Raw genomic sequence first — 12,062 nt, 5'->3', positions numbered from 1 at the left:
GGTCGGAATACATATTTGTCTGGTGAACCACGACACTCTCATTGAGCAGCTTTGTTGGCAGTCGAGCCTGCTGCACTTGCGATACTCGCCTTTCCGATAACGTCATTTCAAGCGGTCGGAGTTGGCCATGATGTTCAAGCTCAAACCGGTCATTCTCACCATCGTGGCCGTCGTCGCGGTTGCCAAGGTAGTTAACGTGATCTCGGTTGTCGTCATAGATTTTCTGCAGCATTCCCGTAACGAGCGATATGTTTCGGACAATTATTCCGGATCTGCAGGTCAACAGGCGTTGGTGGCCTATTTCTCGAGGTCGGGTAATACCGAGATCATGGCCATGGAAATCGCCCGCGCCAAAAACGCGGTCACGGTCGAACTGGTGGCGGAGTCTTACAAATTGGATTTTGGGGCTGGATCAACGCCCTGCGGGATGCTCGACGGCATGAAGCTTCAATCACGCCTAGCGCAATCGATCTGTCACGGTATTCGACGATTTACGTAGGGTCTCCCATCTGGCTCTATAGCCCCGCGCCGCCAGTATGGGAGTTCGTTCAACGAAACAATCTTTCCGGAAAGAGGGTGGTGCTGTTCAACTCGCTCAACAGCAAGTTCGACCAGAAGTATATCGACGAATTCGCCGATCTGGTGAGGCGTCAGGGTGGCGAATTTGGCGGGCACATGTTCATTATCCGTGGCCGAATGACCTATCAGATGGATCTAGACGCGTTCGTGCGCGAGACCCGTCGCCAGATAAATGGGCTCGGCCGATGCTCAGATTGTGACAGCGCTCATAAACGCTAGACAGGCATCTTTCCGCAGGGCCTCTACTCCATCGTCCTCATAGTGTTTGTCCGCTGCTGCTTCCATTTAACCACCATTCGTGGGTGCACGCTGAGCAACCGAAGGATTCCCTCATTCAACTGCCGTAGCAGCATTTAGAAACCGCGTTTCTAACTCCATGCAAATTATACAGAATAATCTACCACCGGGTTTGTTGCTATGTGTGCTTACAACATCCTCACCCGCTAGAAAGACCGCATGTCATGAATAATCTCCTATTCGAACCATTCACCTTTTCAAACGGACTTACTCTCCGAAATCGTGTCATCATGGCCCCTATGACGACATGGTCGGGCAACGACGACGGAACTGTTTCCGATGAGGAGATCAGCTATTATCGGCGCAGAGCACAGGGCGTTGGCCTGGTGCTGACAGGCTGCACGCATGTTTCAGCCAACGGTATCGGCTTCACTGGTGAATTCGCGTCCTATGACGACAAATTCACACCAAGTCTCAGCCGCCTTGCAAATGCCGCCAAAAGCGGAGGAGCGCCCGCGGTGCTTCAGATATTCCATGCCGGCAACAAGGCAGAGGCCAGCGTCGTCGCCGCTGAGGATATCGTCAGCGCAAGTTCTGTCCCGGTGGCCGCCGGCCCTTTCAACGCTGCTGGCACGGTACCGCGACCCCTGAGGCAAGAGGAAATCCTCGACGTGATTTCCGCTTTCGGCGCAGCAACACGCCGCGCCATCGAAGCGGGCTTTGACGGGATCGAACTTCACGGTGCTCACGGCTTCCTGCTTCAGAACTTCTTCTCGCCGGCCTATAATCAGCGAGACGACCAGTGGGGTGGCTCTCGCGAAAATCGTATGCGCTTTCCGATTGCCGTCGTGAACGAGGTCAAAAGGGTTATCGCTGAGTTCGCAGACCGCCCCTTCCTTGTGGGATACCGCATTTCTCCAGAGGAACCGGACGAAGGCGGTCTGAGAATCGACGACGCCTACGGCCTGATAGACCGACTTGTCGATGCAGGTGTCGACTATATCCACGCGTCGCTGAGCAATATCCTCGAAGCCAAACCAATTGATAGCGGCGACGATCACACAATCGCAGAGCTGATCGCTAAATTCGTTGCGGGAAGGGTTCCGGTCATTGCAGCCGGGCAGATCAGGACACCTGACCAGGCAAGACGTGCGCTCGATCTCGGCCTGTCGCTCGTCGCGGTCGGGCAGGGGCTGGTCATCAACCCAAACTGGGTCGAGTTGTCCGAAAACGGCGACGAAAAACACATCGAGATTGAAGTCAGAATGTCCAGGGTCCCGGAAATCGAAATCCCGGGCAAGCTGTGGGGCGTCATTCAGGCGGCAAAGGGCTGGTTCAAGGTAATTGACGACCGCACTGAAGAGCCACGGAAGGCAACTGCCTAACTTGTTCAAAATTCCGCACGAGCTCGATTTACAGCCGGCGCGGGGATACCCAACATGAGGAAAACATTGATGAGTAAAGTTTGGATGATTACAGGCGCCGGTCGCGGGATGGGCCTCGACTTTGCCAGGGCGGTTCTGGCGTCCGGCGACATGCTGGTCGCCACAGGCCGTAGACGGGAGCGGGTCGCCAAGGCGATCGGGCCATCGGAAAATCTGTTAGTGACCACGCTTGATGTGACGAAGTCGGCCGATGCCATTGCTGCCGTCAACGCAGCGATCGAGCGGTTTGGACGTATCGACGTGCTGGTGAACAATGCCGCAAGCTTCTACGCTGGTTACTTCGAAGATCTGACGCCTGAGCAAATCGAACTGCAGCTCGCAAGCGGTCTGATCGGCCCCATGAACGTCACCCGCGCCGTGCTGCCGGTTATGCGGCGCCAGGGCGCCGGCAAGATCGTTTCGATCTCGTCGACGGCAAGCCTCGTCGGCTTTGAATTCTGCAGCGCCTACGCCGCCGCAAAGTTCGCATTGGATGGATGGATCGAGTCGCTGCAGCCGGAAGTAGCGCCGTTCGGTATAGAGACGATGATCGTCAATCCAGGGTTCTTCCGTACTGAGTTGCTGAGCGAAGATTCCACGCATTACGCTGACTCAGTTGTGGCCGACTATGCTGAACGACGAGCCCAGAATATTGCAGGCTGGACGTCCGCAAACGGACAGCAGCCTGGCAACCCCGCCAAGCTTGCACAGGCCTTGGTTAAGTTGGTCAACCTGCCTGAGCTACCCCGTCGGTTTATTGCCGGCGCCGATGCGGTGGGGATGGTCGAACAGAAGCTTGCTTTGGTCCAGCAGCAGATCAATGCTCACAAGGAGCTGTCCAGCTCTCTGGCGTTTGACCAGCACGACTGACATGCCTCGAGCGGTTGACTATAGGGGACCCGCTCAACGTTCTGAGGTGGTCCCGCCAACTCGGTTTAGGATTACTGGCAAGCTTTGGCGAAGAGCTCGGGACCGTGGCCCGAGCTCGATGGGAACTACTGCCTCAAGGGCGCTTGGATGCGCGACCCGCTTGCGCGTCTTAACAATTGGTTCCCAGCCAGTTCCGTCCGAAAAGCCAGAAAGCCAGCGCCGACAGCGTTATCGACACACCACACGTCATAAGTGCCGTCCATCCGCCCCACGACCAAACCACGCCAGCCAAGGCAGATCCAATGGCTCCGCCCACGAAGTTGGAGGCAACGAAGGCGGTGTTGAGCCTGCTTCGGGAAGCGGGGTCCACCGACAGAATGCGTGACTGGTTTAGCACGTTCACGGCCTGGATCGCTACGTCCAGTAAAAGAACGGCAAGAAGAACCATGAGGATTGAGTCGGCACCTGCGATGGCGATCAGTAGAGATGCGGCCGCAAGACAAAGTGCGAGACCGGAGGCGGCTATCGACCAGCCACGATCGTGAAACTTGCCAACGCGCCGCGCTGCAAGTGCGCCGACAAGGCCGACAAGGCCTACGAGACCGATCTGGGAGACCGTGTAGGAATAGGGCGGAGCGCTCAGCAGAAACGTCAGCCCGGTCCAGAAGAGTGTGAAAACCGAAAACGCCATGGCGCCAATCAAAAGGGTGATCTGGACCTTGCGGTATTTCGCCACGATCTGAAAGACTGACAGAATAAGCGTGCGGTAGGCAAGACGGGGCCGTGGTGGTTCAATGGGTATGATAAACCGGAGCACGGTCGCCATCAGCAGCGTGCACATCGCGGCGACCGCATAGACAACACGCCAGTTGAAGGCGTCGGCAAGAACGCCACTGACAGTCCTGGACAAGAGGATCCCCGCCAAAAGGCCTGAGACTATCGTACCTACGACCTTGCCTCGTTCCTCAGGTGTCGCGAGATCTCCGGCGAGCGGTGTCAGAAGCTGCCCGGCCACGGTGGTCATGCCAACGGTAGCAAGTGAAGTCGCAAGTGCCACAAAGCCTGGCGACAAGGCGCCACCGAGAAGTGCCACGGCAGAGCAGGCCATGACGCCCGGTATCAGGGCACGTCGCTGCAGCATGTCGCCGAGAGGGACGATCAGGAGCACGCCGACCGCGTAGCCAATCTGGGTCAAGGTGACCAGCAGGCCTACGGTCCCAGCCGATACCTGGAGTGCCGCTGCGATCTCACTCAGGAGCGGCTGTGCCCAGTAGAGATTTCCCACGGCAATCCCGCCGGCGATTGCAAACAGTAAGGCCAGCCTGCCCGAAAGGCCGGCCCCATGGTGGCTGCCGATATTTGGCTTTCTTAGCTGCATTGCGTGACTTTCGGTGCATTTATGTGGCCAGCGATCACGGGCCCGCCCGCGTGAACTGTGCTATGAAAATCAAGGCCGAAAAGCGCAATTCCGCAAAAGGCAACTGCGACGAGCAGTACCCCGGAGCCAAGTCTGCGGGCATAAATATGGTGGTCTTTTGGATCGTATGACATATTTATTCTCCCGGTTTCGCGCTTCCAGATCACTGGGATTCAGTCGACGACCATTGTCGCCGAAATATCACCGGTTGATAACGGGCACATATCAGCATGAGTTTAGAAACCAGGCTTCTAAATAGAGTGCGAGGGCTTGAAGAGAGGCCGGTGATGGATCGTGATGGTCTATGGATACGACCATCTGCCTTACCGACAATCATAGGGTTCGTGTCGGTAGTAAGGTACCCGGATTTAATGTCCGGAGAAGGGCTCAACCGCGTAGTACCCCGCCATTTCCGATGATGGCGGTCGGCGTATCGACATCGAGTAAAGCCGCCGGCCCGATATCGATCATCATGACAGGGAGTTTGCTATCGGCGATAAGCTCTCGTGCTCCCATATCGCCCGTCAGTCTGATCAGGCGCTTGTAGAGCACGCGTGGAAACAGGACGGGATGTCCAGGTTTGTTGGCAGAGCTCGCCCGCACAATCGCTCTTGCGTCTGATGTCTGGAAGGCTCGCAGTAGTTTGTCGACATGCTCGGTGGTGATGCCGGGCATATCGGCCAACATCACAAGCACACCGTCGCACGCGGCAATTCGAGGATGTGATATCCCGCATGCCAACGAGCTAGCCATGCCGTTCATGTATGACGGGTTGAAAACAGTCGCGATATCAAGACCCGCCAGAGCATCCTCGACATCTGCTTGACGATGGCCGGTCACCGCAACGACCGGCCTTGCACTTGAGGCCAGCAAAACCGTTGTAGAACGCCGCACCAGTGGCACACCATCGAACTCTGCAAGCAGCTTGTGCGGGCCGTTTTCTCCCATGCGCTTTGCCTGTCCGGCTGCCAGCAGGATGGCTGCGATCGAAATGTCCTTCGTGTGTTCCATTCTTCCTCAATCAACTTCCATCAGTGGTCGGCACCTATCCGAATGTTGCATCAGTTTCATTTTAAAAGGGAAAGTGGGCAAGGGGGCGCTCACTGAGCGATTTAGAAGGCCGGTTTCTAACCGCATGCAAATGGGGCCGTCTAATTCCATCGATGGAACGAGGCTAGTTTAGGCTTGAATGTCTTTACCCCGCCCGAACCTGTGAGGAACCCGAATGCCTTCAACAAGACAGTGGTCGCTCTGTCCCAAGATTACCGGTGTTATCTTATTGTCTATCGTTTTCGCCGGCATGAGCCTTGTCAGTGGCGAAGCTTTTGCGCAGGCAACCGGTAATCGCGCGACGTTCCCGAAGAACTTTCAAGACTACGTGCTTTACGGCACCTATGACCGTGGTTCTTCGAAAGAGGAAGCTTTTGCCACCGCCGAGACCATAGCGATTGCGAAGTCCGGCCAGCCGCTACCGCCCGGTACTCAATTGGTGCTTGGCATCTGGACGGATTACAAGCTGGTGAGCTATTTCGTCATGGAAAAGGGCGTCGACTGGGGCCTTGCCTCATCCGAAGACGAGCGCACAGGCGACTGGCATTTCCAACAGTTCGATACCAATGGGCAGATCAAACGTGAAGCTATCGCCGATCGCTGCCAGTCGTGCCACGGTGGACAGGCCGATAACGATTTCATGTTCACAATCGACCGAATGCGGGCTTACATGCCGTGAAGCCACTTTTCCTCTTTCGCTTGATTCTGGATTTGCTCGCGGTCAGCTTGTTGCTGGCCGCGTTCGCTTACAACTGGTTTGGCAACGCCGCCCACGAGATCATCGGCACCTTGATGTTCTTACTGCTGATTGGCCACAACGTCTTCAATGGGCGGTGGTATGGCGTGGTCGCAAAAGGCTGGCGGGAACCACGGAGCATGTTCAGCAAGACCATCACGCTCTGTCTCTTGGTGATGATGCTGGGACTGCTCGTCTCGAGCGTCATAATCTCGCGGACCGTTTTCGACTTCCTGCCTTTCCGCAGCACATTTACGGTACGACAGATCCATGCGCTCGTTGCATATATCGTGCTCGGGATCGCGGCCCTCCATGTAGGCTTGCAGTGGACGATGATCATGCGGGTAGTGGGCAACGCCTCGGGTTTGAAGATGAATGCCAGACTTCAAACCCTCGTCTTACGGGTTCTTGCCTCTCTCATTGCCATTTACGGTGTTCACAGCCTGTATGTTATCGACATAGGGCCAAAGCTTCGAATGGAATCGACGCTCAGCTTCTGGGATTTCGAGGCGGCCGCCATCGAATTTGTCCTTCGTCATGCGGCGATCGTCGTGTTGTGCGGCATGATTGCGCATTATGGCCTAAAGCTACTCACTCGTTCCAATCCAGCGCGACGCACTACCGGGGTCACGAAATGAAAGCCGACCTAGGTCTATCTGGTTTCTCGGACCACCATGCCACACCGATCTCGACAAAAGCGCAGTCGCTGATCGACCCGTTTCAGCGGTCTGTCACATACTTGCGGGTTTCGGTGACAGACCGCTGCGATTTCCGCTGCACTTACTGCATGGCTGAGAACATGAGTTTCCTGCCGAAGAAGGATCTCCTGACGCTAGAAGAGCTCACCAGGATCTGTTCGGCTTTCATCGCCAGAGGCGTGCGCAAGCTGAGGCTCACCGGCGGTGAACCGCTGGTGCGCAAGAACATCATGCATTTGGTCCGCGAACTCGGAAAACGGATCGGCTCCGACCTCGACGAGCTGACGTTGACCACCAATGGTTCGCAGCTCGCACGTTTCGCCGATGAGCTGTACGATTGCGGCGTGCGGCGGATCAACGTCTCGCTCGATACGCTCGACCCCGACAAGTTTCGGCAGGTCACGCGCTGGGGTGACCTTCAGAAGGTCATGGAAGGTATCGATGCTGCGCAGAAGGCGGGCTTGCAGATCAAGCTCAATGTCGTCGCTCTGAAGGATTTCAACGACGTCGAGATGCCTGAAATGCTTCGCTTTGCTCATGGCCGCGGCATGGACCTGACCGTCATCGAGACCATGCCAATGGGTGATATTGGAGAGGATCGCGCCGACCAATTTCTGCCGATCTCCAGGCTTCGCGCAGACCTTGAGCGGCAATTCACCATGAGTGATATTGGCTACCGCACTGGCGGGCCAGCGCGATATGTTACAGTCGAGGAAACCGGCGGTCGGCTGGGGTTCATCACGCCTATGACCCATAATTTCTGCGAGAGCTGCAACCGGGTCCGGTTAACCTCGACCGGCACTCTCTATATGTGCCTCGGCCAGAACGACGCCGCTGATTTGCGCACTGTGATGCGCACTACCGAGGACAACAGCCTTCTCCATGCTGCCATCGACGAGGCGATCTCACGAAAGCCCAAGGGCCATGACTTCATCATCGACAGGACCCATAACCGTCCTGCGGTTGTCCGACATATGAGTGTCACGGGTGGCTAAGGCCAGGTGCATCTCAAAATCCTGAAGTTCAATAACTCGGATGATTTAGCAATCCCCTTTCTAACCCTATGCAGTTCTGACCGACTAATCGCTCGCCATCAACCGAGCTAGGTTCGATCATGAGGACCTGGGTTCGAAAGGAGACGAGATGTCAACCGCCCGTCAATTATCCCTTGAGGTCAATGGTAAAAGCCATGATCTCCAAGTCGACATACGAACGACCTTGCTCGACGCGCTTCGCGAGCACGCCGATTTGACCGGAACAAAAAAGGGCTGCGATCACGGACAATGTGGCGCCTGTACGGTCCATGTCGATGGCCAGCGCGTGCTGAGCTGCCTCACCCTGGCGGCGCAGGTTGAAGGCCGTCAGGTGACCACGATTGAAGGCCTCCAGTCAGCGGATGGTGTGTTGCATGCCGTTCAAACCGCCTTTATCGAGCATGATGCATTCCAGTGTGGGTACTGCACGCCCGGCCAGATCATGTCGGCCGTCGCCTGCATTCGCGAAGGCCATGCGGGCACTGACGAGGACATCCGCGAATATATGAGCGGCAACATCTGTCGGTGCGGCGCGTACCCGCATATTGTTGCTGCCGTGCGCGACGCCGCTAGCCGCCTTCCTAAGGAGGCAGCACGATGAGAACGTTTGACTATCTGCGTGTTGATAACACCTCATCCGCTATTGGCGAGGCAGCCAAGCCAGAAACGCGGTTCCTCGCAGGCGGCACCACCCTGCTCGATTTGATGAAGCTGAACGTGGAACGGCCGGCTCGTCTTATCGATATCACCCGTTTGTCCGGTCTCGACACGATCGAGGTCTCAGCCGATGTCATCCGCATCGGTGCTCTCGCAAAAATGAGCGCGGTTTCCGATCACCCCGATATCAAGGATGCGGCCCCGGCGCTCTCGGAAAGCCTGTGGCGAGCCGCGTCGGCGCAGCTCCGCAACATGGCCTCCATTGGCGGCAACCTGATGCAGCGAACCCGTTGCATGTATTTCCGCGATCCGGGCGCCTATCCCAACTGCAACAAGCGAAATCCCGGTTCCGGATGTGCGGCCCTTGAGGGTATCAATCGAAACCACGCGGTGCTGGGCACCAGTGACACATGTATCGCCATTTATCCCGGCGATTTCGCAGTCTCGCTGGTTGCCTTCGATGCCACCGTTCTGGTGCAAGGATCGGTTGAACGCCGCATTGCCGTCGACGAGTTTTATCGGCTGCCAGGCCAGACCCCGCATATCGAACACGAGCTTGAACCCGGTGAGATGATCGTCGGCATAGAGATCCCGCGTGTCGCCGCCTTGAAGCGCTCGCATTATCTCAAGGTTCGCGACCGTGCATCCTACGAATTCGCCGCTGCCAGCGCGGCGGTTGGTATCGACATCGAAGCGGATGGCAAGACAATCCGCGACATACGCATTGCCGTGGGTGGTGTAGCCACCAAGCCCTGGCGTCTGCGCGCTGTCGAAGATTCGCTCAAGGGCAAGTCCCTCGACGAGGCAACGCTTCGAGCTGCTGCCGCGGCAGCCGTCGATGGCGCGAAGTCGAGCGGACACAACGCATTCAAAATCGAACTGACACCGAAGGTCGTGGCCCGCGCCCTGATGACGGTAGGAGACATCGCATGACACAGAGAGAAGATTTCGCACTCGATCGTCGCACCGTCATGAAACTAGGAGCAGGTGTTGCCGCTGTTGCAGGCGTGGGCGTCAATATCGCACCAGGAGCATTCGCGGCCGAGCCCGTCCCCGCAAAGGTGCCAGCACTTGGCTCCCGCCTCTCTCGGGCCGAGGGTCCGTTGAAGGTCGCAGGCCAGGCTCGTTATGCCATCGAGCAGAAGCTCGAGAACATGGCCTATGGCGTCACTGTCCAGTCGACACGCGCAGCGGGGCGCATCCTCAATATCGATACCGCCGCCGCAAAAGCAGTACCCGGTGTGATCGACGTCTACACGTTTCAGAATACGTTGAAGATCAACAAGCCGACCGTCTACAGCAAGGGCGGCGGCGCCACGGAGGAATTTACGCCGATCCAGGACGACATCGTCCGCTTCAACGGCATGCACATCGCGCTGGTGGTCGCAGACACATTCGAAGCGGCGACGGAGGCTGCGAGCCTTCTAAGGGTGGATTACGAGGACGGCGACGCCATTCTCGACATCAACGATCCCAAGGCAAAGTCAGTGCTCATCGAACCGATGGGAGCCACATGGGGCGATGCGGCGGCGGGCCTCGCCAGTGCCGAGGTCAAGGTCGACGTCACCTACACGACCGCGCGGGAGTACAACGTGCCGATGGAGCCGCACGCCACGATAGCCTCGTGGGATAATGGCAAAATCACCGTGTGGGAACCCAGCCAGTGGGTTGGAGGCGCCAGAAGCGTGGTGGCAGAATTTCTCGGCATCGATATCGAAAACGTGCGGGTAATCTCGCCCTATGTCGGTGGCGGTTTCGGGTCCAAGATCGGCGCCCACCCTCATGTCGGATTGGCCTGCGCAGCATCACGAAAGCTCGGCCGCCCGGTCAAGGTTTCCCTGACGCGTCCCCAGACATTCACCGGTCTTGGCGGCCGTCCGGCAACCCGGCAGACACTCTCCATAGGCGCCTCGAAGGACGGAAAGATCACATCGATCGTCCATGAGAGCTGGAACGAGACGGCGATCGACGAGGTGCATGTTGAGGCCTGCAACAACGTCACCAAGATTATGTATGCGACGCCAAACTTCTCCACGCGTTTGAATGTCGTGCCCGTTAACTCCGTTCAACCTGGCTGGAAGCGTGGTCCGGGCGAAAACCCTAGCGCATATGCACTGGAGAGCGCGATCGATGAGCTGGCCTATGCGCTCAACATGGACCCGGTCACATTGCGCCTCGCCAACTGGGCCGACGTCGATCCGAGCAACGGCATGCCGTGGACAACGCGGCAGTTGCGGGAAGCCTATGCTGCTGGCGCCGAAGGCATCGGTTGGTGGAAGCGCAATCCTGCTCCGCGCTCGATGCGGGAAGGCCGAGAGCTTATCGGTTACGGGATGGCGGCAGGCTCATATCCCATGATCCGCACCGCAAGCGAGGCCAAGCTCGTCTTCCATGCCAACGGGCAAATCGAGGTTCTCAGCGCCGCGACCGACATGGGTACCGGGACCTATACGATCCTCGCCCAGACCGCCGCGGACGCATTGGGCGTTCCTGTCGAAACAGTGGTCGTGCGCCTGGGCGATACCGCACTGCCGAGGTCGGCACTCGCAGGCGGCTCACAGCAAGCCAACAACCTTTCCGGGGCGGTTGACAAGGCAGCACGAAACGCACGAGACGCTCTTCTCAACCTGGCTGCATCCGATCCGAAGTCACCGTTGCAGTCATTGAAACTGGCGGAACTGACATTTGAGAACGGTTTGGTTCGACCCACACGTCGACCAGCGGGTGGCATCAGCATCGCTGATTTGCTGAAGGCCGTGGGTCAGGACAGGCTGGAAATCGAAGGCAACACCTTCGCTGCGGGCGCGACGGAAGACATGAAGAACGCCGCCGACCGCAGTTTTGCCCAGCTGAAAGGTGCGGTCGAAGGGGGCGTTTCGGCTCACAGCTGGGCTGCCCAGTTCGTCGAGGTTCGCGTTGACGAAGACTTTGGCACGATCCGGGTGAAACGGATGGTCTCGGCTTTCTGCTGCGGCAGGATCTTCAATCCGAAGCTTGCTGAAAGCCAGTGGATCAGCGGTATGGTTATGGGCCTCGGACAGACACTGCTCGAAGAAGGCTTTGTCGATCAGCGTGACGGGCGTACCGTCAACGCAAATTTTGCCGACTACGCCGTGCCGGTCAACGCAGATGTGCCTGACATCCAGGTGATCTCTGTTGGCATTCCCGACATGCAGGCCACGGCGCTTGGCGGCAAGGGAGTTGGCGAGATCGGTGTTGTCGGTGTCGCTCCCGCGATCGGTAATGCCGTCTATCACGCGACAGGCAAGCGCATCCGTAGCCTGCCGATCACACTCGAAAAACTGGCTTGAACGATGACTGCTGCGGCCGTGCACGCCGCAGCAGTCCCATTGGCAAGGA

12 protein-coding genes and 1 pseudogene are annotated in these 12,062 nt (G+C 57.6%); 11 read left to right on the top strand and 2 right to left on the bottom strand.

The window, feature by feature from the left end; translation table 11 throughout:
- The first annotated feature begins 127 nt into the window (after positions 1-127).
- The 5 genes and pseudogenes from GH784_RS23475 to GH784_RS23460 all read left to right on the top strand — a co-directional run bounded on the left by GH784_RS23475 (position 128) and on the right by GH784_RS23460 (position 3,110).
- On the top strand, positions 128-499 hold the full coding sequence (locus GH784_RS23475; protein ID WP_153793887.1) for an NADPH-dependent FMN reductase family protein: 372 nt from the start codon (positions 128-130) through the stop codon (positions 497-499).
- Positions 472-534 (top strand): annotated as a pseudogene (locus tag GH784_RS27770) (hypothetical protein); the annotation flags it as partial. The gene GH784_RS23475 and the pseudogene GH784_RS27770, both read left to right, overlap by 28 nt.
- 45 nt (positions 535-579) lie before the next feature.
- Complete coding sequence (locus GH784_RS27235; protein ID WP_194843000.1) at positions 580-798, top strand: hypothetical protein; 219 nt, start codon at positions 580-582, stop codon at positions 796-798.
- Positions 799-1,040: 242 nt separating this feature from the next.
- On the top strand, positions 1,041-2,201 hold the full coding sequence (locus GH784_RS23465) for an NADH-dependent flavin oxidoreductase (RefSeq protein WP_153793885.1): 1,161 nt from the start codon (positions 1,041-1,043) through the stop codon (positions 2,199-2,201).
- A gap of 69 nt (positions 2,202-2,270) precedes the next feature.
- Complete coding sequence (locus tag GH784_RS23460) at positions 2,271-3,110, top strand: SDR family oxidoreductase (protein ID WP_194843004.1); 840 nt, start codon at positions 2,271-2,273, stop codon at positions 3,108-3,110.
- Between the two features lie 169 nt (positions 3,111-3,279).
- Here the strand turns inward: GH784_RS23460 and GH784_RS23455 are convergent, their stop codons facing one another.
- Together GH784_RS23455 and GH784_RS23450 are read right to left on the bottom strand one after the other, a co-directional pair.
- Positions 3,280-4,488: an MFS transporter gene (locus tag GH784_RS23455; RefSeq protein WP_153793884.1), complete on the bottom strand. Its 1,209-nt coding sequence runs from the start codon at positions 4,486-4,488 to the stop codon at positions 3,280-3,282.
- Between the two features lie 426 nt (positions 4,489-4,914).
- The gene (locus tag GH784_RS23450; protein WP_153793883.1) at positions 4,915-5,538 is read right to left on the bottom strand and encodes a nucleotidyltransferase family protein; all 624 of its coding nucleotides are present in this window, start codon (positions 5,536-5,538) and stop codon (positions 4,915-4,917) included.
- A 214-nt stretch (positions 5,539-5,752) separates the two neighbouring features.
- On the opposite strand from GH784_RS23450, the gene GH784_RS23445 reads away from it, so the two are divergent.
- The 6 genes from GH784_RS23445 (at position 5,753) to GH784_RS23420 (ending at position 12,013) form a co-directional block, all read left to right on the top strand.
- On the top strand, positions 5,753-6,256 hold the full coding sequence (locus GH784_RS23445) for a cytochrome P460 family protein (RefSeq protein ID WP_153793882.1): 504 nt from the start codon (positions 5,753-5,755) through the stop codon (positions 6,254-6,256).
- A complete protein-coding gene (locus GH784_RS23440) occupies positions 6,253-6,951 on the top strand; it encodes a DUF4405 domain-containing protein (RefSeq protein ID WP_323131493.1) in 699 nt (232 codons plus the stop codon). Before GH784_RS23445 ends, GH784_RS23440 begins: the two co-directional genes overlap by 4 nt.
- Positions 6,948-8,006 carry a GTP 3',8-cyclase MoaA gene (gene moaA, locus GH784_RS23435; protein ID WP_153793881.1) on the top strand — a complete coding sequence of 353 codons (1,059 nt, stop codon included), beginning with the start codon at positions 6,948-6,950 and terminating at the stop codon, positions 8,004-8,006. The genes GH784_RS23440 and moaA overlap by 4 nt, the downstream gene beginning before the upstream one ends.
- 148 nt (positions 8,007-8,154) lie before the next feature.
- Complete coding sequence (locus GH784_RS23430) at positions 8,155-8,646, top strand: (2Fe-2S)-binding protein (protein ID WP_153793880.1); 492 nt, start codon at positions 8,155-8,157, stop codon at positions 8,644-8,646.
- Positions 8,643-9,635: an FAD binding domain-containing protein gene (locus tag GH784_RS23425; RefSeq protein WP_153793879.1), complete on the top strand. Its 993-nt coding sequence runs from the start codon at positions 8,643-8,645 to the stop codon at positions 9,633-9,635. Before GH784_RS23430 ends, GH784_RS23425 begins: the two co-directional genes overlap by 4 nt.
- Positions 9,632-12,013, top strand: a complete 2,382-nt coding sequence (locus GH784_RS23420) for a xanthine dehydrogenase family protein molybdopterin-binding subunit (RefSeq protein WP_153793878.1) — start codon at positions 9,632-9,634, stop codon at positions 12,011-12,013. The genes GH784_RS23425 and GH784_RS23420 overlap by 4 nt, the downstream gene beginning before the upstream one ends.
- Positions 12,014-12,062: the final 49 nt, after the last annotated feature.

This window comes from Agrobacterium tumefaciens (assembly GCF_009649785.1).
Taxonomy (GTDB): Bacteria; Pseudomonadota; Alphaproteobacteria; order Rhizobiales; family Rhizobiaceae; genus Agrobacterium; species Agrobacterium tumefaciens.
The sequence above is the reverse complement of the archived record's forward strand: the minus strand, read 5'-3'. Positions and strand labels throughout refer to the sequence as shown.

What these genes read in the sequence shown, in the direction of transcription:
- GH784_RS23475 (WP_153793887.1), top strand. Translation starts at nt 128, where the DNA reads ATGATGTTCAAGCTCAAACCGGTCATTCTCACCATCGTGGCCGTCGTC.
- GH784_RS23465 (WP_153793885.1), top strand. Translation starts at nt 1,041, where the DNA reads ATGAATAATCTCCTATTCGAACCATTCACCTTTTCAAACGGACTTACT.
- GH784_RS23460 (WP_194843004.1), top strand. Translation starts at nt 2,271, where the DNA reads ATGAGTAAAGTTTGGATGATTACAGGCGCCGGTCGCGGGATGGGCCTC.
- GH784_RS23455 (WP_153793884.1), bottom strand. Translation starts at nt 4,488, where the DNA reads ATGCAGCTAAGAAAGCCAAATATCGGCAGCCACCATGGGGCCGGCCTT.
- GH784_RS23450 (WP_153793883.1), bottom strand. Translation starts at nt 5,538, where the DNA reads ATGGAACACACGAAGGACATTTCGATCGCAGCCATCCTGCTGGCAGCC.
- GH784_RS23445 (WP_153793882.1), top strand. Translation starts at nt 5,753, where the DNA reads ATGCCTTCAACAAGACAGTGGTCGCTCTGTCCCAAGATTACCGGTGTT.
- moaA (WP_153793881.1), top strand. Translation starts at nt 6,948, where the DNA reads ATGAAAGCCGACCTAGGTCTATCTGGTTTCTCGGACCACCATGCCACA.
- GH784_RS23430 (WP_153793880.1), top strand. Translation starts at nt 8,155, where the DNA reads ATGTCAACCGCCCGTCAATTATCCCTTGAGGTCAATGGTAAAAGCCAT.
- GH784_RS23425 (WP_153793879.1), top strand. Translation starts at nt 8,643, where the DNA reads ATGAGAACGTTTGACTATCTGCGTGTTGATAACACCTCATCCGCTATT.
- GH784_RS23420 (WP_153793878.1), top strand. Translation starts at nt 9,632, where the DNA reads ATGACACAGAGAGAAGATTTCGCACTCGATCGTCGCACCGTCATGAAA.